This window comes from Streptomyces sp. NPDC059994 (genome assembly GCF_042737755.1).
Taxonomy (GTDB): domain Bacteria; phylum Actinomycetota; class Actinomycetes; order Streptomycetales; family Streptomycetaceae; genus Streptomyces.
Genome location: NZ_JBHWUR010000035.1, coordinates 40,934 through 64,772, shown reverse-complemented (window position 1 = coordinate 64,772; position 23,839 = coordinate 40,934). Strand labels below are relative to the sequence as shown.

Annotated in this window: 19 protein-coding genes and 5 pseudogenes; 13 read left to right on the top strand and 11 right to left on the bottom strand. The window is 70.2% G+C overall.

Annotated elements, in window-relative coordinates; translation table 11 throughout:
• Positions 1-426 (top strand): peptidase inhibitor family I36 protein (locus ACFWA7_RS19450; protein ID WP_385824082.1); only part of this gene is annotated, 426 nt, incomplete at its 5' end.
• Between the two features lie 62 nt (positions 427-488).
• On the opposite strand, the pseudogene ACFWA7_RS19445 reads toward ACFWA7_RS19450, so the two are convergent.
• Positions 489-1,634: pseudogene (locus ACFWA7_RS19445) on the bottom strand (LuxR C-terminal-related transcriptional regulator); the annotation flags it as partial.
• A 3-nt stretch (positions 1,635-1,637) separates the two neighbouring features.
• Between ACFWA7_RS19445 and ACFWA7_RS19440 the strand changes: the two are divergent.
• Positions 1,638-1,928: pseudogene (locus ACFWA7_RS19440) on the top strand (Pvc16 family protein); the annotation flags it as partial.
• Positions 1,929-1,972: 44 nt separating this feature from the next.
• Complete coding sequence (locus ACFWA7_RS19435; protein ID WP_385824086.1) at positions 1,973-3,970, top strand: ATP-binding protein; 1,998 nt, start codon at positions 1,973-1,975, stop codon at positions 3,968-3,970.
• Position 3,971: 1 nt separating this feature from the next.
• Here ACFWA7_RS19435 and ACFWA7_RS19430 read toward each other — a convergent pair whose 3' ends face one another.
• Positions 3,972-5,222: an RICIN domain-containing protein gene (locus ACFWA7_RS19430; RefSeq protein WP_385824080.1), complete on the bottom strand. Its 1,251-nt coding sequence runs from the start codon at positions 5,220-5,222 to the stop codon at positions 3,972-3,974.
• 81 nt (positions 5,223-5,303) lie between these two features.
• On the opposite strand from ACFWA7_RS19430, the gene ACFWA7_RS19425 reads away from it, so the two are divergent.
• On the top strand, positions 5,304-5,984 hold the full coding sequence (locus ACFWA7_RS19425; protein ID WP_385824078.1) for an NADase-type glycan-binding domain-containing protein: 681 nt from the start codon (positions 5,304-5,306) through the stop codon (positions 5,982-5,984).
• Positions 5,985-6,023: 39 nt separating this feature from the next.
• On the opposite strand, the gene ACFWA7_RS19420 is transcribed toward ACFWA7_RS19425, so the two are convergent.
• From ACFWA7_RS19420 to ACFWA7_RS19405, 4 genes and pseudogenes are all read right to left on the bottom strand, one after another.
• The gene (locus ACFWA7_RS19420; protein WP_385824076.1) at positions 6,024-6,587 is read right to left on the bottom strand and encodes a GNAT family N-acetyltransferase; all 564 of its coding nucleotides are present in this window, start codon (positions 6,585-6,587) and stop codon (positions 6,024-6,026) included.
• Between the two features lie 121 nt (positions 6,588-6,708).
• Positions 6,709-6,945 (bottom strand): annotated as a pseudogene (locus ACFWA7_RS19415) (alpha/beta fold hydrolase); the annotation flags it as partial.
• Entirely contained in the window at positions 6,935-7,057 is a 123-nt protein-coding gene (locus tag ACFWA7_RS19410) for a hypothetical protein (protein WP_385824074.1), read from the bottom strand. The pseudogene ACFWA7_RS19415 and the gene ACFWA7_RS19410, both read right to left, overlap by 11 nt.
• Before the next feature lie 70 nt (positions 7,058-7,127).
• A complete protein-coding gene (locus ACFWA7_RS19405) occupies positions 7,128-7,727 on the bottom strand; it encodes a TetR/AcrR family transcriptional regulator (protein ID WP_385534648.1) in 600 nt (199 codons plus the stop codon).
• 191 nt (positions 7,728-7,918) lie between these two features.
• Here ACFWA7_RS19405 and ACFWA7_RS19400 point away from each other — a divergent pair, with 191 nt between their 5' ends.
• The 3 genes and pseudogenes from ACFWA7_RS19400 (at position 7,919) to ACFWA7_RS19390 (ending at position 10,436) form a co-directional block, all read left to right on the top strand.
• Positions 7,919-8,383: an ester cyclase gene (locus ACFWA7_RS19400; protein ID WP_385534646.1), complete on the top strand. Its 465-nt coding sequence runs from the start codon at positions 7,919-7,921 to the stop codon at positions 8,381-8,383.
• Positions 8,380-8,873: pseudogene (locus ACFWA7_RS19395) on the top strand (DUF3237 domain-containing protein). The gene ACFWA7_RS19400 and the pseudogene ACFWA7_RS19395 overlap by 4 nt, the downstream one beginning before the upstream one ends.
• 504 nt (positions 8,874-9,377) lie before the next feature.
• Positions 9,378-10,436, top strand: a complete 1,059-nt coding sequence (locus ACFWA7_RS19390) for a VWA domain-containing protein (protein ID WP_385534642.1) — start codon at positions 9,378-9,380, stop codon at positions 10,434-10,436.
• Between the two features lie 325 nt (positions 10,437-10,761).
• On the opposite strand, the gene ACFWA7_RS19385 is transcribed toward ACFWA7_RS19390, so the two are convergent.
• On the bottom strand, positions 10,762-11,550 hold the full coding sequence (locus tag ACFWA7_RS19385; RefSeq protein ID WP_385824072.1) for a VOC family protein: 789 nt from the start codon (positions 11,548-11,550) through the stop codon (positions 10,762-10,764).
• Positions 11,551-12,008: 458 nt separating this feature from the next.
• Between ACFWA7_RS19385 and ACFWA7_RS19380 the strand changes: the two genes are divergently transcribed.
• The 3 genes and pseudogenes from ACFWA7_RS19380 (at position 12,009) to ACFWA7_RS19370 (ending at position 16,786) form a co-directional block, all read left to right on the top strand.
• Positions 12,009-13,328, top strand: a complete 1,320-nt coding sequence (locus tag ACFWA7_RS19380; RefSeq protein ID WP_385824070.1) for a serine hydrolase domain-containing protein — start codon at positions 12,009-12,011, stop codon at positions 13,326-13,328.
• A gap of 445 nt (positions 13,329-13,773) precedes the next feature.
• A pseudogene (locus ACFWA7_RS19375) lies at positions 13,774-14,985 on the top strand (macrolide family glycosyltransferase).
• Positions 14,986-15,496: 511 nt separating this feature from the next.
• A complete protein-coding gene (locus tag ACFWA7_RS19370; protein ID WP_385824084.1) occupies positions 15,497-16,786 on the top strand; it encodes a phosphatase PAP2 family protein in 1,290 nt (429 codons plus the stop codon).
• 25 nt (positions 16,787-16,811) lie between these two features.
• Here ACFWA7_RS19370 and ACFWA7_RS19365 read toward each other — a convergent pair whose 3' ends face one another.
• Positions 16,812-17,222 (bottom strand): hypothetical protein, encoded by a 411-nt coding sequence (locus ACFWA7_RS19365; protein ID WP_385824068.1) that lies wholly within the window; start codon positions 17,220-17,222, stop codon positions 16,812-16,814.
• Positions 17,223-17,279: 57 nt separating this feature from the next.
• On the opposite strand from ACFWA7_RS19365, the gene ACFWA7_RS19360 reads away from it, so the two are divergent.
• Positions 17,280-18,290, top strand: a complete 1,011-nt coding sequence (locus ACFWA7_RS19360; RefSeq protein ID WP_385534632.1) for an SDR family NAD(P)-dependent oxidoreductase — start codon at positions 17,280-17,282, stop codon at positions 18,288-18,290.
• Between the two features lie 52 nt (positions 18,291-18,342).
• Here ACFWA7_RS19360 and ACFWA7_RS19355 read toward each other — a convergent pair whose 3' ends face one another.
• From ACFWA7_RS19355 to ACFWA7_RS19345, 3 genes are all read right to left on the bottom strand, one after another.
• Entirely contained in the window at positions 18,343-19,527 is a 1,185-nt protein-coding gene (locus tag ACFWA7_RS19355; RefSeq protein ID WP_385534630.1) for an alcohol dehydrogenase catalytic domain-containing protein, read from the bottom strand.
• Positions 19,528-19,633: 106 nt separating this feature from the next.
• Positions 19,634-19,822 (bottom strand): hypothetical protein, encoded by a 189-nt coding sequence (locus ACFWA7_RS19350; RefSeq protein WP_385824066.1) that lies wholly within the window; start codon positions 19,820-19,822, stop codon positions 19,634-19,636.
• 343 nt (positions 19,823-20,165) lie between these two features.
• Complete coding sequence (locus tag ACFWA7_RS19345) at positions 20,166-21,071, bottom strand: DUF72 domain-containing protein (protein ID WP_385824064.1); 906 nt, start codon at positions 21,069-21,071, stop codon at positions 20,166-20,168.
• A gap of 174 nt (positions 21,072-21,245) precedes the next feature.
• Between ACFWA7_RS19345 and ACFWA7_RS19340 the strand changes: the two genes are divergently transcribed.
• Positions 21,246-21,500: a hypothetical protein gene (locus ACFWA7_RS19340; RefSeq protein WP_385534625.1), complete on the top strand. Its 255-nt coding sequence runs from the start codon at positions 21,246-21,248 to the stop codon at positions 21,498-21,500.
• A 156-nt stretch (positions 21,501-21,656) separates the two neighbouring features.
• Complete coding sequence (locus ACFWA7_RS19335; RefSeq protein ID WP_385824062.1) at positions 21,657-23,747, top strand: catalase; 2,091 nt, start codon at positions 21,657-21,659, stop codon at positions 23,745-23,747.
• Positions 23,748-23,839: the final 92 nt, after the last annotated feature.

Below are 23,839 nucleotides of genomic sequence, written 5' to 3'. Positions count from 1 at the left end.
GCGCCGGACCCGACGGAGCGACATCCGCCACCGGTCACCGCCCACGGGCTGATCCAGGAGAGTTTCATGAAGCTGCGTTCTTGGTCCCTGGCCGCCGTCCTTTCGCTGACCGCCGCGCTCGTGCCGGCCGCAGATGCGCCGGCGGCACCGGCTGCCCCGGCCGCACCGTCCTGCACGGGCGGATCGATCTGCTTCTACACCGGATCCCGCTACGACGGCCGGAGTTGGGAGTGGGTCGCCAAGGACGGGTACCACGACATGCCCGCCGCCTTCCACGACAACGTCGGCTCGTTCGTGGCGAACGTCGACGGCTGCTTCATCAACTGGAGCCCGAAGGAGACCCGGGTGGTGCGCAACGGCGACAACCGGATCGACTACCGGAGCGACTTCGGCGGCCGGATCGACGGCGTCGCAAACACCTGCTGAACCGTCGGTCGGCCCTGCGGGGCCCCGTTGTGAGCGGTGCCGCTCGCGTCCTGGGGCCGGTTCCGGTCCAGCGCGTCGGCCAGTTCCGTTCTGCGTCGTATCCGTAACTTGCGGTACGTGCTGGTCAGATGGGTCTCCACGGTACGGCGCGCCACATGCAGCAGATCGGCGATCTCGGTGTTGGTCAGGCCGTCGGCGGCCAGTTCGGCGATGCGGCGCTCGCTGCCGGTCAGCGCCCCGGGACCGGTGTGGTCCAGGGCGGCGCTTCGGGCGCCGCTCTGGCGCAGGGCCTGCCCGGCCAGGGTGACCATGCCCAGGGCGCCCCTGCCTTCGGCCAGCCCGGCGGCCTCGCGCAGGCAGTCGCGGGCGTGGCTGCGTTCGCCGGCGGCATGGAGCTGGCGGCCCTGTGCCAGCAGGGCGCGGACCAGCTCCATGCCGAGGTCGGCGGACCCCTGCCGCAGGGTCGTCACGGCCTCCTCGGCCAGGTCGAGACCGCGCCGTCCTCCGGTGACGGCGCCCAGTACGCGAAGGGCGCGGCCCACCGTGCGCGGGGTGTTCCACACCCGGGCAAGTCGCAGCTCCTCCGCCGCCAAGGTCACCGCGTCCTGCCCACCGCCCAGCGCGAGGCGGCACTGCGCCGCCGTCGTGCGCCACGGGGTGACGACCGGGCTGACGACATCGCGGGCGGACTGGCGCCTTCCGCACTCCAGGAAGTCGTGCAGCGCGCCCGCCGGGTCGCCGGCGTTGACCCGCAGCGCGCCCCGCGCGTAGAGGAAGCGGTTCAGCTCGAAGCTCTCCGCTGCCTGGCGCAGATCGAACCCTGCGGCGAACCGCTGTCCCTCCTCGATACGGCCGGTGTGGACGAGCGCCAGCAGAGCGTTGGCATCCCGGTTGGTCGGGCCGGGGCGCGCCCCCGCGGGGCTGTTTGGCGCGTCGGCGTCGAACGGCGCGGCGAGCAGGCGGGCGGCATCGCCACGGGCCGCCGCGATGTCGGCGCGGGTATTGAGGAGTGCGTGACGCATCGGGTGGAGCAGCATCGAACGCTGTCCGGCCAGACCGTGCTCGACGAGCCGTTCCGCCTCGTCGAGTTCGTCGGCCCACTGGGCCACAGCGGCGGCCGTGCCCAGCAGGAAGGGCTCGGAGAGCGGGTCGGTGGGCTGGGCGAGCAGGTCCCGTATCCGGGTCATCGCCTCGTGGGCCGAGATCAGCCGGTGCCGGTGACGGTGGCCGGCAGCCGGACGGAGTCCCGCTCCCTCGCCGAGATCTGGTCCGCCCTGGGCGGCGAACTGAGGCCGTCCCTCGACCTGGCGGTGACCGTGCCCTTCCCCGCCTTCCCCGAGTACGAAGCCGGGCCCGCGGTCACCGAGGGGGCGACGGGACGGCTGCGCGGCACCGACGCCGGTCCACCGCGCTCCTCCGAGCGCTCCCACCGGCCGCATCAGGTGGCCGCCACGCGCGATGCCCGCAAGGCCACGGCGCCCGACCGTCCGGACCCGCGGTGAGCGCCCGGTACGCCGAGACACCGGCCGCCGTCCCCGACGCGCCGGTGCCCGCCCGGTACGACGACCCCGCCCACGCGCTGCTCGCCCGCCTCGCCGCCCTGCGGGAACAGGTGGCCGCACTGGTCGAGGAGCGTGCCGCGACCGACCCCACGGCCGACGACCCGCTGCGCGGCCTCTACCTCTCCGACGAGGCGGTGCACCACCTGCTGCACACCTGGCCGCCCGCCACGGCGGGACATTCCGCACCACTCCCCGCTCACTCCGGCGCGCGGCACGACCCCGCCGACCGCCTGGCGCGGCTGGCCGAGCGGATGGGGCTGACCGAGTGGGACACCACCGTGCTGCTCATCGCCCTCGCCCCGGACGTCGACCGCACCTTCGAGCAGCTCTACGGCTACCTCAACGACGACGTGAGCCGACGCCGCGCCACCGTGGGCCTGGCCCTCGATCTGTGCGGGCTGCCCCCGTCCACCGCGGCGGCCCGTGCCCGCCTCCACGCGTCCGCGCCGCTGCGCGCCCTCGGCCTGCTGGAGGACGAGGACCCCGAACGCCCCTTCCTCAGCCGCGCGTTGCGCGTACCCGACCGGCTGATCGGCCACCTCCTGGGTGACGAGACCCCGGACGCCGCCCTCCTCGGCCGGCTGTACCCGCTGCCGGACCCGCTGCCGGCCGCCCCCGGCGCCGAGGACTTCACGGACCGGTTGGCGGCCCGCCTGCGCAGCGGCCCGCTCACCGCCTGTCTGCGCGAACCACGGGAGGGGGACGGCCTGGCCGCCCTCGCCACCGCCCTGCGCGCGGCCGACCTCGACGCGATGCAGTGCCCGGAGCCGACGGACCGCGTCCCCGAGCTGCTGCGCGAGGCACGTCTCAGCGGGCGGGCGGTCGTCGTGCCGGGTCTGCCCGACCACCCCGGCCCGCTGGTGCGGGCGCTGACCGCGGCACCGGACGTGACCGTACTGCTGACGGACCCGCGCCCCTACGACCCGCACTGGTCCCCGTACGACCCGCTGGTTCTCGAAGCACCGGGCCGACGGGACGGTGGAACGTCCGCCTGGCAGGCCGCGCTCGGCGCGGACGCCGACGGTCTCGACCTGGCCGTCACCGTCGCCCCGTACCGACTCGGCGGCGACCGCGTCCAGCGTGCCGCACAGGCCGCCCGCGCCCTCGCGGCCTTCGACGGTACGCCGGTGACCGCCGCCCACGTCCGCCTCGCGGCCCGCCGCCAGTCGGCCTCGGGGCTGGAACGGCACGCCCGGCGGATCCGGCCCGCCGTGGACTGGCGGGACCTCGTCCTGCCCGAAGGGCCCCTGACCCAGCTGCGCGAACTCGCCCTGCGCGCCCGCCACCGCGACCGCGTCCTCGGCGAGTGGCGGCTCAGTGCCGGCGGCGGACGCGGCCGGGGCGTCCTCGGTCTTTTCGCGGGCGAGTCCGGCACCGGCAAGACGCTGTCGGCCGAGGTGGTCGCCGCCGACCTCGGCCTCGACCTCTACGTCGTCCAGCTGTCGTCGATCGTCGACAAGTACGTCGGCGAGACAGAGAAGAACCTGGAGCGGATCTTCACCGAGGCCGACCGCACCGACGCCGTACTCCTCTTCGACGAGGCCGACGCCGTCTTCGGCAAGCGGTCCGAGGTGAAGGACGCGCACGACCGGTACGCCAGCATGGAGAGCGCCTACCTGCTCCAGCGGCTGGAGTCCTTCGACGGTATCGCGCTGCTCACGGCCAACCTGCGCGCCAACATCGACGAGGCGTTCACCCGGCGCCTGGACCTGGTGGTCGACTTCCCGTTCCCGGACGCCGGGCAGCGCCTGGCCCTGTGGCGGCACGGCCTGGTGCACGTCCCGTGCGCCGACGGGATCGACCCGGCGCCGCTGGCGCGGGACTTCGAGATGGCCGGCGGCTCGATCCGCAGCGCGGTGGTCTCCGCCGCGTACCTCGCCGCCGGACGCGGGGGCGAGGTGACCGCCGCCGACCTCCTGGAGGGGGCCCGCCGCGAATACCGCAAGGCGGGCCGCCTGGTGCCGGGGGAGGGCGGCTGGTGACTCAGCCCTTCGCCGGGTGGACGACCTGCCACTCCTGGTCGTCGGTGTGGGTGCAGTCGAAGAGCGTCAGACTGGCGCCGACACCGCCGTCGCTCCAGCCCCCCACGTCCAGACACTTGTTGTCGCTGGCGAAGTTACGGATCCAGTAGTCGCCGCTGTCCTGCTTCTGAATCCACCACAGCTGGTTGTCGGCTGTCGTGCCGTCGCAGGTGAACTCGGTGATCCCGGTACGGACGGGCTGGGCCCCGTAGTCGGGCAGGTCCATGCACAGCTGGTCCTTGACGTTGCGGATCAGGAACAGCGGCTGCCCGCCCGGGCCCCCCTTGGGCTCCGTCACTTCGAGGTTCCAGTTCTGGTTGTCGCCCTTCTCGTGACAAGTCGCCTGCTGCACAGGGCCGTTGAGCTGTCCCTTGTCGCGCCCGGGGAGTTCGGCGCACATCTTGGTGGTGGTGTCGCGCAGCAGGATGTTGTTCGCAGGCACTACGGGGGGTGGGCCGGCCGGCTTCTCGGACGGTGCCGGGCCACCGCCGCCGCCCTTGGAGTCCCCTCCGGTGGACGGCTGTTGCTTCGCGGGCGGCTCGGAGACAGTAGGGGAGGCCAGCGGCTTGGGGGCGGCGCTGGGCGGAAGCGTGGTGCCCGCCTGTTGGGTCTGCTCGGTGGCGCTGCTGCGCACCTGGGGCTTGTAGGCGATCCACAGCATGACGAAGGTGATCGCGAGGGCGGTGACGAGGCCGAGGCAGGTCGCCAGCCAGCGGGGCAGGAAGCCTCGCTGAACGTAGGTGCCCTGCACCTCGGTGGGCTCGGCTCCGGAGCGGCGTACGGCCAGGGTGAACGGCCGCTCCTCCTTGGAGCCGAACCAGATGATCCGCCGGGGCCTGAGCGCCGTGTCCACGAACGCCGCCCGCCCCGGTTCGATCTGCAGGGCGGCGGGGCGGATCTCGTACGAGAGGTGCTCCCCGGTGTCGCTGCCGCTGACCGACGCGGTCACCTTGGTGTTGCCGAGGTTGTCGACCGCGAGCCGTGGCCGTCCACGAAACCGCCCCTTGACCGTCACCGGCACGAGCTCGGCCCGCACCTCGCTGAACGGTGTGATGGTGAGGTTTCCCTCCGGGACGGTCACCGCGCCCGCTCGCTGCTCGTCCCCGTCGCCGACCCGGACGCCTCCAGCCCCGCCCCACCTCCCGCCGTCACCCCCGTCCTGCCCGGCCGCCCCGACGCCAACCGTCCACAGGTCCGCGCCCCCGAGCACCACCAGGACATAGGCAACGGCCCGCCCTGCCCCTGGTGCGCCACCCCCAACCGCTCCGACCGCCACTTCTGCGCTCGCTGCGCGATGCCCCTCGCCGACGCCGAAGCCGCCCAGCCCCCGGGCCGCCGCCCCTGGTGGCGCCGGCTCTTCGACCGGCAACAGGACACACCTTGGGCCGGTGAACGGCCCCCGCTGCGCCGCGTGTTCGACCGCATCGGCACCTGGGCCGCCGCCGCGGTCGCCCTGACCCTCGTCGTCCTCGCCATCCTCTACGTCCCGGACGGCGTCCACGCAGGGCGCGACCACTTCGCCAAGCGCGCCCCGGTCGCCCCTGACGGCGTACGGGCCCCACGCTCCTACCCCGGGCACCAACCGCTGCTCGCCTTCGACAAGCGGAGCAACACCTGGTGGGGCCCCGGCGTCTCGCGGTCCGGCCAGGGCGAGTGGCTCGAAGTCACCTTCGCCGAGCCCACCCGCCTCCTGGACGTGATCATCACCCCCGGCGTCTCCGCCCGCGCCGAGAAGCTGGGCGAATCGGCGCTGCCGCACCGCATCAAGGCGACGGTGACGACGAAGGACGGAAAGACCACGACCCGCGACATCACCCTCGACCAGGGCGCGGGCGGTCAGCGCCGCCCCTTCCGCGTCGGTGAGGCCGTCAAGGTCCGCCTCACCATCGAGTCGGCCTACGCGGTCTCCGGCGACAAGCAGGTCACCCTCGCGGAAGTCGAGTTCTTCGGCCGCTCCAGCTCGAACGGCGTCTGACCAGGGCGCGATCGCAGCAGCGGACCGGCTCCGCAGCCCTCAACCCGCTCCCTGACCGGGACCGGGAAGAGGGCCCGGCGAGATCGGCCTTTGGAACCAGGCGACGTCCCAGAACTTTCCGAACTTGCGCCCGACTTCCCGGTACACCCCGACGGGCTGGAAACCGAACCCCAGATGGAGCCGCTCCGACGCCTCGTTGGGCAGGGCTATTCCGGCAAGGGCCTGGCGTACGTCCTCTTGCTCCAGCACCTCGAAGAGCGAGGTGTACAGCAGGCTGCCGACACCGCGCCCCACCTGCTCGGGGGCCACGTAGACACTGGTCTCGACAGAGGTGGAGTACGCCGGCTTCGGCCGGAACGCGCTGCTGGTCGCGTACCCGAGGACCTTTCCGCCCTCCTCGGCCACGAGAAGCCGGTGCGGGCCGTGGTCCGGATGGGACGCCAGCCACGGGCGGCGCTGCTCGACGGTGAACGGCTCGATGTCGAAGGTGATCGGGGTCGCGACGACGTAATGGTTGTAGATACGGGTCAACTCTTCCAGGTCGTCCTCGGTACCGGCCCGGACCTGCGTACCCACGGCTGCCCCATCCACCCTGATGTCCATCGGATGACGATAACCAGCGCAGATTACGCCCCTGTTTCCCTGCCGCACCGCAGGGTGGTCCACAGACCCGCACCCTCGCGGGCCAGGGTGAGCTCACCGACTTGGACCCGATGGTGGTGTGGCGCAGGCTTCGGAAGAAGGCCCGGATGTCGCCGATGAGCAGGTCGGGTTCTTCCATCGCGGCGAAGTGGCCTCCTCGGTCGAACTCCGTCCAGCGCACGATGTTGTTGGTGCGTTCGGCGATGTGGCGCAGGACGAGGAAGTTCTCCTGCGGGAACGCGGCGAACGCGGTGGGGGCCGGTGAGGGCTCGGGCGGCTGCCCCCAGTAGGCCGCGTGGGCGCGCTCGTCATACGTCCGGCAGTTCGTCGGGCCAGCGGGTGAGATCGAGGCGGATCCGCAAGCCGTCCCGTTCACTGTCCGGGATCGATATACGGAACGGTCGGACGCTGTCGTCCGGAGATGTCGTCATGGTGGCGCAGCTCAGGTGTCAGGTCCGATGCAAGATCAAGGCAATGTACGGGGTGGTGGACGGCGGGCTGTCAGCGCGGTGGTGCCGCAAGGAATCCGTCGACGGTGCGGCGGACCATGGTGACGGCCTCGGCGTCGCCCAGGCGCAGCGCGATGTTCGCGGCGGTGAGTACCGCGTCGAGCTGAAATACCGTCAAGTCCGGCTCCAGGTCGGCGATCTCCCCTGATTCGACGGCGTGCCGCAGCTCGCCGGTGAGGAGAGTGAGCCAGTTGCGCCGGTGGAGGAGCAGCGTGTCACGTACGCTCCCCGGCCGGTCGTCGAACTCCGGGAGGTTGGCAGCCCAGAAGCAGCCGCCGGCGAACAGTGGTTCCTCGGCATAGGAGATCCAGCGTTCCGTCAGCGCGCGCAGCCGGGCGGCGCCCGGCCGGGCGGCCCCGGCGGGACGGATGACCGCCTCGTTGAACGCCCCGCGCGCCGCCTCCGCGACCGCGAGCTGGAGGTTCTCCTTGGTCTTGAACAGCGTCTGGACGCCGCTCTTGCTCAGCCCGAGGTCGGTGGCCAGGCGACCGATGCTGAGCCCTTCGAGCCCCTCCAGCGAGGCAACGTCGACGCCGTGGCGCGCGATCTTACGCCGGGTCCGGGCGCCCCGGGCGAGACGCTGGTCCACCACGGCCTCGTCTCCTGCCTCAGTTCCTGCTTCGGGTGAAGGTGCAGCCGCCGAAGGCGCGGCCACTTTCAACCGCCGATGCCCTGTGTGCTCGTTCATCTGCCCCATCCTCTCACTCACTCCCTTGCCTAAAGCATACGACCGGTCGTACGTTTACTTTGTTCGCGCCGAAGCCGTCGCTGAAGGAGGCACTTGTGCAGGACCACCGCATGTTCGAGCTGGCGCACGCGTTGGCCGTCGCCAAAAGCCGACAGGACGTTCCCGCCGCTCTGCGGCTCCTCCACCCCGAGATGGCGCTGGAGACCCCGGCTTTCGGTACGACGGCCCGGGGCCTGACCGAGAACGAGAAGGCGCTGCGCCGGTTCTTCGCGTCATTCCCCGACTACGACGTCGACCTGCAAGGCCGTGCGAGCGACGGCGACACCCTCGTGTGCTGGGGTACGGCACGGCTGACCATGACCGGCAACCGGTTCGGCGTAGTCCCCAACGGCAAGCGCGCCGAGATACCGGTGTTCATCCAGTTCACCTTCAAGGACGACCTCATCGCGGGCGAGCGGTTCTTCTTCGACCTGGCGACGCTGTGCGCCCAGTCGGGCGTCTCGACGGACGAGGTGCGACGCGCTCTTTTTCCCGCACGCACAGGAGGCGATGCCGCATGACAGTAGACCCGCGTGTGAAGGATGTCGGCGACATCCGCTCCACGCACCTGTTCGACATGGTCGTCGACCTGGACCCGCGCCTGCCCATCGGCACCGGCCCGTTCGGCCACCGGGTTCTCTTCGGTGCCGCAGGCGGCACGTTCCACGGCCCCCGGCTGCAGGGCGACGTCCTCCCGGCGGCGGAGACTGGGCGCTGTTCGGCCCCGACGGAACGATGCGTCTGGACGTACGCCTGACCCTGCGTACCCACGACGGCGCCCTCTTGCACATGACGTACGGGGGCCGCTGGGCCACCCCGCCCGCGCTGCGCGACGCCATGTCCGACCCCGCCGAGCGCTACCGGATCGACCCCACCCGCTACTACTTCCGGACCAACCCCCTCTTCGAGACGGGGGCCGAGCCCTACGCCTGGCTCAACGGCACGGTCTGCGTGGGGTCGGGATACCTGGTCGAAGGCGGCATCGCGTACAAGGTCTCTCAGGTGCTGTGACGGTATGTCATGACCGGGAAGTCGACGGGGGTTTGAGCAGAGCGCCGAGCGGGGGCGCATGGTGTCTGCTCCGCCGTCGGCACCCCACGCAGCCTGTTCTGCCCGAGCGTCACCAGGTCGGCTACGGCCTGCGCTGCGCATACGCGGCCCACCGCGCGCGGTGGCCGTCCGCACAGTGGGTGCAGCACCGCACAGCACCACGCAGCCATGCGGCGAGGTGTAGCGGCTGTGCGGGCGCCGTTACGCGCGCCTGCGCGACCCCTGGTGTCGATGTGCCTGCCGGGTCAGGCGGGTGAGGTGGGTGATGGGACGACGGCAGCCCGGTGGACCGTGGTGTTTCTCGGGCGTCGGGCTCCCACCGCCGGCTCCCACCGTCGGCTTCCGCGCTGCCTTCCGCCCGGGTCTGCCGCGGGGCAGGTGGGTGATCGTCCGTCAAGCCCCGTTGTCAGTGCCTCCCCATAGTGTGGAGACATCACTCGGGAACATCGGAGGGGGAGCAGAGGCATGTCCGCAAACAAGATCCAGCACAAGGTGAATCACGTCGCGCTCGTAGTGGACTGTTCGGGTTCCATGCACCAGCACCAGAGTCAACTCGTGCGCGTTGTGGACGAGTTCGTGGCGGGGTTGAAGGCCGAGTCGGACAGCCTCGGGCATGAGACCCGGATCAGTCTCTACTCCTTCGACCACAAGGTGGAGAACCTGGTCTGGGACATGGACGTGAAGCATCTGCCGTCCATGCGGGGTCTGTACAAGGTCAACAATGGCGCTACGGCCCTCATCGAAGCCTCTCTGAAGTCACTGGACGACCTGGGCCACATCTGGGAGGCGTACGGCGAGCACAGTTTCCTCCAGATCGTGGTGACGGACGGCGAGGAGAACGCCTCCGGCGGCGACAGGCGGCACGACGGCGACATGGCCATCCTCGGCCCCTGGCTCGACAAGATCGCGGCGAAGATGGGTGCGCTGCCGGGCCACTGGACTTCCGCGATCCTCGTGCCGAACTCCCTGGCGAAGCGGACCGCCCAGAACTACGGCTTCCCGGCCGGGAACATCGCCATCTGGGATGCGGATTCCCAGGAGGGTGTCGAGGAGGCGATCGGTACCGTGCGTGCTGCCGCCACCAGCTTCCTCCGTGGCCGCGAGCAGGGCGTGCGCGGCACGAAGAACCTGTTCGCGGTCGGCCAGGACATATCGGTCGACGACGTACGGGCGAACCTCGAACCGGTTCCGGCCGACAAGTATCGACTCCTGAAGGTCGACACGGAGGTCGAGATTCGATCCTTCGTTGATTCGCATCCGGGTGTGACGTATGAGCGCGGGTCGTGCTACTACCAGCTGGGCACCCGGGTTCAGGTTCAGCCCGACAAGGAAGTCATCGTGGTCGAGAAGGACACTGACCGCGCTTACACGGGCGACGCGGCACGCAGTCTTCTGTTCGGCACGGGCATCCAGGGGACCGTATCCGTGAAGGCGGGGCGCAATCCCAAGCTGGAGGTATACGTGCAGAGTCGTTCGGTGAACAGGAAGCTCAAGCCGAAGACGCGTCTGCTCATCATGCTCTGAGATGCACGAGAAGGGCGTGGAACAGGTGGTCCAGGGCCAGTGGTGAAGGGCCGGCCAGTCGGGGTCCTCACCCGGTGTCGCTTCCATGAGCACGGTCGTGCACGGCCTGACCGCCGTCCTGGGCGGAGATCAAGGCAATCGCCGCATCACCATGAGCGGCACCAACGCAACCGGCTGGCCACCCAGCCACGGGTCTCGGGCGTGGGCCCTCTGGCGACTGGTCGAGGAGACAGCCCATCCCTACGACGTCCGGCCCGCCTGCCACGTGGGCAGGCGGGCCGCCGAGCCGAGCGCCGAGCATTCGCCCTGCGTCTGTGCGTCCAGGTCAGCTGGATTCGATGGGGGAAGGGTTGATGATGGCGAATTTGCCGCCCTGCGGGTCCTGCACGACAGCCATCCGGCCGGCGGTCATGTCGAACGGTGGCCTGAGGACGTTGCCGCCGGCGCGGATCAGGGCTTCGATGCTGCTGTCGGTGTCGTCGACGGCGAAGTACGTCAGCCAGTGTGAGGGCGTGCCCGGCGGCATCTTGTCGAGCCCCTGCATCCCGGCGACGGTCCGCTCGTCCACTTCGAGGGCGGAGTAGCCGTCCTCGCCTTCCATGGGAGCCCTCGTGATGCCCAGGACGTTGGAGTAGAAGCCTGATGCGGCATCCGGGTCGCTGGTGTTCAGCTCGCTCCAGATGAACGCGCCGGGCTCGTTGACGACTTGGGCGCCGGGGAAGTCCCGGGCCTGCCAGAGGCCGAACACCGCGCCTGTGGGGTCGGCGGCGAGCGACATGCGGCCGAGCGTGAGCACGTCCACGCCGGGCATGACCACGGTGCCGCCGTTGTCGGCGATTGTCTTCTCGCTGGTTTCAGCGTCGGAAGCGGCGAGGTAGGTGGTCCACACGGTCGGCGGGGTGGGCCCGCCATCGGTCGATATGGCGGTGGCGATGCCGGCCACGGGCTTTCCGTTCAAGGTGCAGACGGCGTACCCGCCGGTCTCCGGCGCCCCCACCTCGCCCTGCCAGCCGAAGAGGTCGCGGTAGAAGTCGAGTGCCGCCTGCTGGTCGGGGACCATGAGGTCGACCCAGCAGGGAGTGCCGGGCTTGTAGGGGCTGTTGACATCGGGCATGAGCAGTCTCCGTAAGCTGATGGAGCGGAACGGAACGGAACGCGGAAGGGCATCGCAGCTCTGAGCAACCAATGATCTCTCCACCGGTGCGGCTCCCAAACCAGGAATCCAGGCGCTGGGGGTGCCATGCGGACACACCAGCGGGCCGCGATACCCGAGGGACCGCTGTCGCTCGAACGGACACGGCGCAACGAAGCAACTCCCGTCGCCGGAGGAGAACTTGAAGCGGATCCGCCGCATCCGCAGCGCCATCTGGTTGCCTGAGAGCTGCCGGGGGAGGGGGGCAGGCCCCACCTCAAGTGGGTGGCGTACTCCAGTGACGAGGCGCCTGCGGGTGCGCGACGGTGATCGGTATGACATCAGGCTCACACCCCATCAGGGTGCCCGAACAACCCCGGACTCGACCGGCTGCCCGCAGACGTCGTAAGCGCCTCATGGTGACGGCGTCCCTTCTGGCGATGACCGGCTTGGCGGCGACCGGCTTGGTCGGCACACTCGACCATGAAGCACACGCATCCGCCCGTACGACCGCTACTCCGCAGGCCGCGCCGGTCCACGCCGCTTCCGCCCCCGTCTCCGCCACCATAACCACGGCCGCGTCGTCCGCCGTCGGGAGCGGGCCCAAGTCGCAGCTGCGCGCCCAACTGGCCCGGCTGGCAAGGGAACTGGTGGCCGCCGGGGCGCCCGGCGTGATTGTTAGGGTGGACGACGGTCACGGCCAACCCCTTGAGATCACCGAGCAGGCCTCCTGGACCAGGCCGGATCACCGGCTCAGGGCGGGGAGCGAGTTCCGGATGGGCTCCAACACCAAGACCATGATGGCCACCCTCGTGCTGCAACTGGTCGGTGAGGGCAAGCTCGCCCTGACCGACGCGGTGGACACCTGGCTGCCGGGCCAGGTACCCAACGGCCGCGCGATCACGCTACGTATGCTGCTGAACCACACCAGCGGACTGTTCGACTACACCGAGGATCCCGCGGTCCTGCCCTCGATCATGGGCAAAAACCAGAAACGATGGACATCGGAGCAACTGCTCGCACTCGGCGTGCGGCACGATCCGCTCTTCGCGCCGGGCAGTTCATGGTCGTACAGCAACACCAACTACGCCGCGATCGGCGCCGTCCTGGAGAAGGCCACGGGCAAGAGCCTGGCCGATCTGGTTCGTGACCGGATCGCCCGTCCGCTTCGCCTTGAACACACCTACTACGCTGCGGACTCCGCCTGGCACGGCCCCCACGCCCACGGCTACGAACCTGACGCGGCCCACATGCCGCCGGATGTGCCGGCCGGGTTCAGGGACTACACCGGGGCGCACCGCGACGGTCATGTGGACGTCTCCGACAACAACCCCTCGTGGGGCGGCGCGGCCGGGGCCATGGTGTCCTCCGCGTACGACTGGGGCCGGTTCTCCACCGCGTTGATGTCCGGCAAGCTGCTTCCCGCCGCCCAGTTGGCCCAGATGCGCACCACCGTGCCGATCTTCCCGGACCAGCCGGACGGGCCCGGTTATGGGCTGGGCATCGAGACCGTTACGACCCCGTGCGGCACGGTGTGGGCACACGACGGCGGCATTCCCGGCTACCTCAGCACCAACGTCACCGACCCCACCGGCAGGCGCACGGCGAGCGTCCTCGTTGCGACGGAGGCCTTTGCCGAGCACCCGGACGCTTTCCCCGAGCTCGCCAAAGCCGCCAAGACGCTCCAGACTGCGGCGATGTGCGCCATGTTCGACAAGCCGGCGCCGACCACTGCGCCGACTGCGGCTCCGACCGGCTGATCCTCTTCTTGCAGGCGTAAGCAGGCGTAAGCAGGCGTAAGCAGGCGTAAGCGGGCGTAAATCGTGTGGGACTGGCCTGCGGAGCACATCACCTAGCACGTACGGACGATCATGTCGGGCAGCATCGCCGACCTGGAAGCCGTTGCCCCGAAGACTCCCGAGGTGTAGGGGGCAGGGGAGGGACACGGGGTTTCCGGGCGGGCGCAGCGGCCTGCGTGGGGCATCTTCAGAGGGCGGCCGCAGCCGGCAGGCGACGGTAAATGAGATACCCACCCGCCTGGCGCCGTTCTGGAGTCACAGGCATGAACTTCCTTCAGATCTGCGGCTGACACGGTCGGGGCAGCGCCCCGGCTTCCGCCCTCGTGCCATGTGCGCGCCTGCGACCGAGCTCCTCGGAGCGGGCCGGCGCACCGGCTTGCTGTGTCCCTTGCGCCGTAGTGCTGAAATGAGTGGTCCCTCCATGCCTTCCGCATTCCCTCGCCGTGCCCACATCGCGATGGTCGGCAACTCTGCCGTCAGCCACGTCCTGCCGAGCCTTGAGGTCATCCGCGAGCTGGTGGCACGCGGTCACCGGGTGACCCACGCCAACGACCCGGCGATGAGCGACCTGATCGCGGCCACCGGCGCCGAACCCGTCCCCTGTACTTCCGGCCTGCCCGTCGTCGACAACAACTGGCCCGACGACCCCGTCGCAGCGATGGGCCTCCTCCTCGACGACGCCGTTCAGGCACTCCCATAGCTGCGCGCCGTCTACGACCATGACCCGGCGGACCTGTACCTGTGCGACATCGGCGCGTACGCCCCGCGCGCCCTCGCCGAATCGCAGGACCGGCCCGTCATGCAGCTGTCCCCGACGTTCGTGGGCTGGGACGGCTACGACCAGGACTTCGCGGCACAGCGGTGGCAACTGCCCGGCGCCGACGCGTACCGGGCGAAGTTCGCCCAGTGGCTCGCCGGGGTTGAGCGACCACCACCGAGGTGGACGCCTTCCCCGGCCCTCCCTCGCGGGCCCTGGCGCTGATCACCCGGGCGATGCGGCCGCACGCCGACCGGGTCGACGCCGACGTGGTGACCTTCGTCGGGCCCTGCTTCGACGCACCTGTGGGCGCGGACGGCTGGACCCGCCCGGCGGATGCGCGGAACGTGCTGCTGATGTCCCTGGGCTCGGCGTACACCCGTCAACCGGAGTTCGACCGCCAGTGCCTGGCGGCCTACGGCAATCTGCCCGGTCGGCACGTCGTACTCCAGATCGGCAAGTACACCGACCGGCGGGAACTTGGCGTCATCCCGCCCAACGTCGAGGTGCACTCCTGGGTCCCTCGGCGGGCGATTCTGGAACAGGCGGACGCCTTCGTGACCCACGCCGGTATGGGCGGCTGCGCGAAGGGCTGCTGGCAGGACGTCCCCATGATCGCCGTGTCGCAGGATGCCGAACAGTTCATGAACGCCGACCGGCTCGTGGAGCTGGGCGTGGCGCGCCGCGTCGACACCGCGCAAGCCACCGCCGAGACCCTGAGGGCGGCCCTGAACGACCTGGTCACCGACGCGGCATGTCCTCAATGAGGTCGCCCGCCGCTCGGCGCTGCTGCGCGCCGAGGTACGAGCCGAGGGTGGCACCTCGCGGGCCGCCGACCTCATTGAGGACATGCTCAGCTGAGCCTCGCCCGCCGCGCCGCGCCACGCGGGTCGCGAGGCCGCGGGTTCGATCGCGCGGAGCGGCGGGACGCCCGCTTCCGCCCGGAGCGTCACCTCCGTCTGCCCGCCCGGCGGCAGTGCGTGCGGGCGTCGTTGCAGCCCCGGCGCGGTCGGCATCGTCCAGGCCGTAGTGCAGGGGTGCTTGCGCTCGCTGGCCGATCGTTGTGAACTGCCCGGATGACTACACGCGCCCTGGACCTATCGCCTGCGCCGCTCCGTCCGCGCGCGGGATCGAGTGATCTTCGCGCGACCGGTGACCCGCGAAACCCACCCGCGTCGCTCCGATAACATGATCGAACGGCGATCACCCACGACGCCGTCCTTTACCGGAACTTTATGCCATCCGGCGCAGGAAATGACCTAGAAAATTAAATTCTAACAAATCGGCCGGACAATTGACTTCTATAACATCGCGGGTGCTTTCGCGAATAACTCGCAGAATTGACCTCGCCGCGTGGCGTCAGCCGCGGGTGATGCTGTGGGCTGCGGCGGGTGTGGTAACCCTCGGATTCCTCATCGGCCTGGAGATCACCGCGCGTCACTACGGTCTGCCGGGTCCGATCGTCAATCAGGCGCAGGAGGTGATATTCGCCCCCAAATCGGGGCCGCTGTTGTACGCCGGTATGGCATTGACGATGGTCGTGCTCACCTGGCGGCAGCGGTTCATCGCGCTCGGTGCCGCAATCGGCATCGACGCCGTTTTCCTGCTGGTGCGGTGGATGGTCGACGCCAAGCCGGCCTTCGGCAACGGCGCGTTGTGGGTGATTCTGGGCTGCGCGGTCATCGCCATTACCCGCCGCACCGGCGGCGAGCGTCTCCTGCTGCTGAAGGGGGTCGGGCTGGGCCTGCTGCTGGTGGCGGGTCACAAGACCGGCGACACCTGGCTGCTCATCACGTCCAAGACCCGCCCGATGGTGCTCGACCAGTACGTGGCGACCGCCGACCACGCGCTGGGCAACCCGTCGTGGCTGGCAGGCCAAGTGGTCGAGGCCACCGGGCCCGTCGGCTCGCATGTGCTCCACCTCGTCTACAGCCAGCTTCCGCTGGCAGCGGCCCTCGTCGCGCTGTACCAGCTGCGTAAAGTGGCGGTCGAGCGCCGCTTCCCGGAGCACCATCTGGTGCGCACCTTCCTGGTCATCGGACTCCTCGGGCCGGCCATCTACATGATCTTCCCGGTGGTCGGACCGGTCTTCGCCTACGGCGACGGCGCCTTCGACACCGGCGGCGGGCACTGGGCGCTGGCCAACCTGTGGCCGGACACGCCGCCGCCGGTCAACCCGCACGCGATGCCGTACGACCAGATCACCCCTCGCAACTGCATGCCCAGCCTGCACACGGCGTGGGCCACCACGATCTTCATTCATTCCCGCAAGGGCACGCGGGCCGTGCGATACGCGGGCACGTTCTGGCTGGTTGCCACGCTCAGTGCAACGCTGGGATTCGGCTACCACTACGGCGCGGATCTCATTGCCGGTGTGGTGTTCGCACTCACGATCGAGGCAATGATGCGTTCGTTCAACCGTGGCTGGGACCGGTCAGGAATTCAGCTGGTCGCTTATGGAACGGTGGTCTTCGCCGCACTCCTGGTGTCGTATCGCTATCTGTCGATGGAAATGGCCGGACATCCGTGGGTGTTCGGACCGCTTCTCCTTCTGGCGTTGGCCTCCGTGGTCTACGGCTATGTGCGGACCACCAAATCGTGGGAGCCGCAGGCCACACCAGCGCGGCAACCGGAATTGCAACCTCAGCCCGAGCTGGTTTGATTCGTGCCGCGCGGGTGCGTCCTCTTCAGTCCCTCTCCAGCAGTTCGAGGACGGCCCGCTCGACGAAGCCCTGGGTCGCCGGGCGGCCGTACGTCCCGTCCTCGCCGAGCCGGCCGAGGACCGGGGCCGCGGTCGTGCCGGTCTCGTACAGCTCGATGATCCGGGGGTCGACGCAGGACGCGCGGCACACGGCCGGGGTGTTGCCGAGGTGCTCGCTCACCTCCCGGACCGCCCGTGCCACCGCCGTGCCGGGCCTGGCCCGGCTTCCGTCCGCGGTGTTCTGCGAGACCGCCAGGGCCAAGGCGGCCAGCACCGTGGCGTGCCAGGTCCGGAAGGCCTTGGCGGTGATCTCACAGCCGGACCGTTGGCGCAGGTAGTGGTTGAGATCGTCGGCGTGCACCTCGTGCCACGCCGCGTGTTCCCAGTGCTGGTCCATCCGTATGCGACAGGCGTCACGGGGTACCCGGGCCGTGTGCGAATGGAGGTCTGAGCCATGGCGGGAAGCGGATCCAAGAAGGACCTGAACGGGCAGTCCGCGCTGGTCACCGGTGGTTCCCGAGGACTCGGGCTGCTGATCGCGGCCCGGCTCGCCGTCCGGGGCTGCCAGGTCACGATCGTCGCGCGGGACGCCGACGAGCTCCGGCGCGGAGCCCAGTGGATCGAGCAGCACACCGGAGTCGCCGCCGGAACCCAGGTGTGCGACGTCCGGGACGCATCGGCGGTCGCGGAGACCGTACGCCGGGTCTCCGCTGATCAGAACGGGCTCGATGTCGTCGTGGCCAACGCCGGAGTCATTCAGGTGGCCCCGGTGACGGCGCTCGACGCCACGGCCTTCCAGGACGCCATGGAGACCATCTTCGGCGGCGCCGTCCAGGTCTCCCTCGCCGCCCTGCCGCACCTTCGGGAGAGCGCCGGCGGCGGTCGGCTGGCCCTCATCGGCTCGGTGGGCGCCCTGCTCGCCGTCCCGCACCTGCTGCCCTACTCCTGTGCGAAGGCGGCCGTGGGTGCGCTCGGAGAGGGGCTGCGCAGCGAACTGGCCGGGACCGGCGTCTCCGTGACCACGGTCCATCCCGGCCTGATGCGCACCGGTTCGCATCTCCAGGCCGAGTTCGGCGGTGACGCGTCCCGCGAGTTCGCCTGGTTCTCGGGCCTCGCGGGCGCTCCCGTGATCTCCATGGACGCCGAGCGGGCGGCCGAGCGGGTCGTACGGGCACTGGAGCGCCGCCGCACCCGGCTGGTACTGACCCCGGCGGCACGCGCCGCCTCGCTGGCCCACGGTGTGGCTCCCACCGTGGTGACCCGACTCGGGGGAGTGGCGAACCGGTTCCTGCCGGGCGGGGGAGAGGCGGGCGAAGGAGGCCGGATGCGGCAGGGGCACGATGTCGAGGACGCCCCGCGCGGAGGCCTGGGAGAGCGGATCCGCAAGTTGGGCAGCGCCCTCAACGACCGTGCCGCCCGTCGCTACAACCAGATGACCCCGGGCCCGCCCACCAGCGCCTCGTAGCGCCGACGGCCCGGGGGCTGCCGAAGTGCCGGCACCCCCGTCCGTGTGGCCGTCAGGGCTTCAGCAGCGTCTTGACCATGCCGTCCTCCTTCGCCTGGAACATGGCGTACGCCTTGGGCGCCTCCTCCAGCGGCATGGCGTGTGTCTTGAAGGAGTCGACGCCCAGCGGATCGTCGTCGGTCAGCAGGGGGAGGATGTCCTCGACCCAGCGCCATACGTTCGCCTGCCCCATGCGCACCTGGAGTTGCTTGTCGAACATCGTCAACAGCGGCATAGGGCTGGCCGCCCCGCCGTACACCCCGGAAATGGACAACGTGCCGCCCCGGCGGACGAGTTCGATACCGGAGTACAGGGCTGCGAGCCGGTCGATCCCCGCCCGCTCCATCAGCGGCTGCGCCACGGCGTCGGGCAGGAGCCCGGTCAGCCACTGGGCGGCCTTGGCGAACGGCGCGCCGTGCGCCTCCATGCCGACGGCGTCGATGACGGCATCGGTTCCGCGCCCCTCGGTGAGGTCATGGACGGCTTCCAGCACCTCGTCGCCTCCTCGGCGCGCATCGAGGCAGGTCACCCCGTGCCCGTGCGACCGCGAGAGGCGTTCGGGCACGAGGTCGACACCGATGACGGTGCGGGCCCCGCGATGCTGTGCGATACGGGTGGCCATGTCGCCGATGGGCCCGAGGCCCAGCACGGCGACCGTGCCGCCGTCGGGGATGTCCGCGTACTCGACCGCCTGCCACGCGGTGGGCAGGACGTCGGAAAGGTAGACGAACCGGTCGTCCGGCGGCCCGTCGGAGACCTTGATGGGCAGCTTGTTGCCGAACGGGACGCGCAGCAACTCCGCCTGCCCGCCCGGTACCTGCCCGTACAACTTCGTGTAGCCGAAGAGCGACGCCCCCATGCCGCGGCCACGCACCTGCGTGGTCTCGCACTGGGAGTGCAGCCCCTGGTCGCACATGAAACAGTCGCGGCAGCAGACGTTGAAGGGGATCACGACCCGGTCTCCCGGGCTGAGCTCCGTCACCTGCGGTCCGACTTCCTCCACGACGCCCATCGCCTCGTGGCCCAGGATGTCGCCCGGGTCCAGGTACGGGCCGAAGAGCTCATAGAGGTGCAGGTCGGACCCGCAGATACCGGTCGACGTCACCCGTACGACGATGTCGTCGGGCTCCTCGATCCGGGGATCGGGAACGGTTTCCACGCGGACGTCCCGCCTGCCCTGCCAAGTAAGTGCGCGCATGACGTGCTGCTCCTGCCGTCGAGGTGGGTGTGCGGCTGCCTGCGGGCCCGACACCTCGGTGCCTTGCGGGCCCGGTACTGCGGTTCACCGGTCGGTCGCGCCGGTTTCAGTCCGTGCCACGGACTATGTGCGACTCCCGACAGGCGATCGAGGCCCGCTCGTCAGGACCCGCGCCACCCATCTCCGACTCCGAGCCGCACAACGCGGGCAGACAGGTGCGCAGACTGCTGTCGCGAGCGCCGTACGCCGCTGCCCTCTCGGGCGCCGCCGCGCGGCTGCGAGCGAGTACTCCCATGATCGATCACCCTTTCTCCGGCGGGACTCCGACCTGGGGCCTCGCGCGTGGTCCCGAGTACCCGTTACGTGCGCATTCATGGGCGTGTCCCCCGCCCGCCGGGGAGAGGGGGCCGGTGGCCACGAGCAGGAAACCGCCCCGGCTCGCCTGCCGCGCGCGTAAACAGCCTGGTGACGGGAAGTCGCGCCAGAGCAGGGAACACTGCCCGCGACCACCCGTGGAGCCATGCGCGTGAGGAGGTTGCCATGACAGCCAAGAAGGCGCTGGCGCGCTACCAGCAACGGCGCGACTTCTCCAAGACGGCAATGAGCACTCACACTCTTCGGAGTCAGGCTTTGCGGAGTCAGACTTCAGCGAGTAGCCCGGACATCGTCTCGGCGGCCCGCACGGCTGCGTCCGAGCAGCAGTTGTTGAACAGTACGTGTACGCGCTCGGTGTCGCGGGCGAGCGCGCGGATGCGGGGCACCCAGGGTTCCAGCTCGTGGGGCGCGTAACGGTGCCGGTAGCGGGCCTCCTTGGACCCGGTGCCCCATGACGGGCTGCGCCCGTGGAACCGTACGACGGACAGCCGGGACGACGTGGCGTGGACGACGGGCGGCAGCGTGGGAGCGTCGACAGCCACCCAGGGGATGTCCCGCTGTTTCAAATGGGCGAGTGTGTCCGGCAGTTGGGGCTCACTGAACCAGCCGGGATGCCTGAACTCGACCGACACCGGTACACCCGCGCCGGCACGGCATTGCTCGATGAGGTCGTACGCCCGTACGCCAGGCGCCAGCCAGGGCGGAAACTGGCAGAGGACGCTGGTCAGCCGCCCAGCGGCACGCAGTGGCTCGATGCCCGAGCGAAACCGCCGCCACAGCTCCCGCGTCGTTTCCTCTGACAACTTCTCCGCCCGTATGAGGGTGTGGGGCGGAACGGGCGGACGCAGTTCGGGAGGGAGCGCGCGGGCACGTACGGGGTGTCCGGTGAAGGGCGCGAAGGCCTTCATGTCGAAGGTGAATCCCTCCGGAGTACGTTCCACCCACAGGCGGGAGTTGCGCGCGCTCGGCAGCGCGTAGTACGTGGAATCGGTCTCCACCACGGAGAAGCGGGACGCGTAGTGGCGCAGCCGCCCCTCGGCGTCCCGGTGGCCGCGCGGATACCAGCCGGACGCGACGAGCGCGGGGTCCGTCCAGGAGCAGGTCCCCATCAGGATCCCGGCCGGGGTGTCCGTCTGCCCGGCCGGTGCGGGGGTGTGGGCGGATCGCACAGAACGAGGCCTCCTTCCAGGCTCAGCGGACCGGGTGCCCTTCCGCTCCCGGCCCTAACGCGCTCCGGGCACCCTGACGGGCCCATCCACCACCGGGAAACCGGCAGGCATTGCCCTCGCGCACCCGGGTACCTGGAGACAGCACCGATCGCCGAGCGAAAGTGAGCAGGCACCATGAACGACCGCAGGCCCGAGGGCCCAGGAGAGGGCGGAGCACCCGCCCCCGAGCCGATACCGAGGGATCTGCCGGACCAGCAGGCCGGCGATACCGACGACCCGTGGGAGGCCGGTGGTGATGCCGCGCGGAGCACGCGCGGCGACCGGGCGGACCCGTCCGCGCCCGACACCGACGAGGCCGGCGCCGGTCGGCAAGGCCACTCGGGGAACGGGCGGCCGGGGCACCCGGTGCCCGACGAGTCACCGGATTGAGCCCTAGGAGCCCTCGGGGCCCCTGGAGCCGTCGGAGCTCTCGGAGCCTTCGGCAGCCGCGCGAGGACCGACACCGATCCATGATCCCCACGGAGAGGACCCATCGAAAATGCTCGCGAGCGAGTTCGGCACGTTCGGCACGGCTGAGGAGGCCCGATGAGCGACCACAAGCAGGACCAGCGCGCAGCCTTCCGTAGCGACGACCCGGCGGGCGGCCCTCTGACCACGGACCAGGGAACCACGGTGGACCACACCGACGACTCGCTCAAAGCGGGCGAGCGGGGGCCCACCCTGCTGGAGGACTTCCACTTCAGGGAGAAGCTGACCCACTTCGACCATGAACGGATCCCCGAGCGCGTGGTGCACGCACGGGGTGCCGGCGCATACGGATATTTCGAACCGTATGCCTCATGCGCGGAGTTCACCCGGGCCGCCTTCCTCCAGGACCCCGCCGTGCGTACTCCCGTCTTCGTCAGGTTCTCCACCGTCCAGGGACCCCGGGGGTCCGCCGACACCGTCCGTGACGTACGGGGTTTCGCGACCAAGTTCTATACCTCGGAGGGCAACTACGACCTGGTCGGGAACAACTTCCCCGTCTTCTTCATCCAGGACGGAATCAAGTTCCCCGACTTCGTCCACGCCCTGAAACCCGAGCCGCACAACGACATCCCGACGGGGGCCTCCGCGCACGACACGCTGTGGGACTTCGTCTCCCTGCAGCCCGAGACGCTGCACGCGATCATGTGGCTGATGTCGGACCGTGCCCTGCCGCGCAGCTACCGCATGATGCAGGGCTTCGGCGTCCACACCTTCCGGTTCGTCGACGCCGCCGGACGGGGCACCTTCGTGAAGTTCCACTGGACGCCGAAACTGGGGGTGCACTCCCTGGTCTGGGACGAGGCGCAGGAGTGCCAGGGCCGTGACCCCGACTTCAACCGGCGCGACCTGTGGGACGCCATCGAGGCAGGCGTGTACCCCGAATACGAACTCGGCGTCCAACTGATCCCTGAGGACGATGAGTTCGCCTTCGACTTCGACCTCCTCGACGCTACGAAGCTCATTCCCGAGGAGCAGGTTCCGGTACGCCCCATCGGGCGGATGGTGCTCGACCGCAACCCCGAGAACTTCTTCGCCGAAACCGAGCAGGTCGCCTTCCACACCGCCAACGTGGTGCCCGGCATCGACCTCACCGACGACCCCCTCCTGCAGGCCCGCAACTTCTCCTACCTCGACACCCAGCTGAGCCGCCTCGGCGGACCCAACTTCGCCCAGCTTCCGGTCAACCGGCCGGTGGCGGCAGTCCGCACCAACCAGCGCGACGGCATGCACCAGAGCGCCCTGCACGGGGGAGCCAACTACTCGCCGAACTCCCTGGGCGGCGGCTGCCCGATGGCCGGCGGATCCGGCGGATCCTCGTACACGCACTACCCCGCGCGGGTCGAGGGAACGAAGATGCGCCGACGCAGCGAGACCTTCCGCGACCACTACAGCCAGGCGGCGCTGTTCTGGCACAGCATGACCAACTGGGAACAGCGGCACATCGTGGAGGCGTTCCGCTTCGAGCTCGGCAAGGTCGAATCCCGTATGATCCGCAGCCGGGCCGTGGCCGAACTCGCGATGGTGGACCGGATGCTGGGCGTCGAAGTGGCCCGGGGCATCGGCGTTCCGGCGCCGACCGGACCGGAGACGGCCTCCAAGTCCGCCTCGCCCGCGCTCAGCCTGACCCACCCGCGCGGCGACAGGACGATACGCACCCGCCGGATCGCGGCCCTGGTCGCCGACGGCGTGGACACGCGCCAGGTCGCCGCGATCCAGGAAGCGCTGTCGGGGGCCGGGGCCGTACTGGAGGCGATCGCCGCGCACGACGGCGAGGTCACGGGCGCCGACGGCCGGCCGTACCTGGTGGACCGGGCCCTGCCCACGGTCTCCTCGGTGCTGTACGACGCCGTCCTGGTGCCCGGGGGGACGGGCACCGCGAGCCTTGCCGCCGACCCCGACGCCCTGCGCTTTCTTCGCGACACCCATCGGCACGGGAAGGCCGTCGGCGCCCTCGGCACCGGTGCCGACCTGCTGAACTCGCTCGGCATGGGCGGGGACGCCACCTCTCCCGGCGTGGACCCCGCGGACAGCCGGGGGGTGGTCGTGGACGCGGCCGCGACCGTGCCCTCGCTGGAGTTCGTCGCGGCGTTCATCGAGGCCGTCGCCGCCCACCGGCACTGGAACCGGACGCCACTGGTGGCGGGCTGAGGGGGCTGAGGGTTGCAGAGATTCTGGCTGAGACCGGCGCGTCGGCTCCGCCGGTCTCAGGGCGCCGGAGCACCCGGTCACCACCGCCCTGA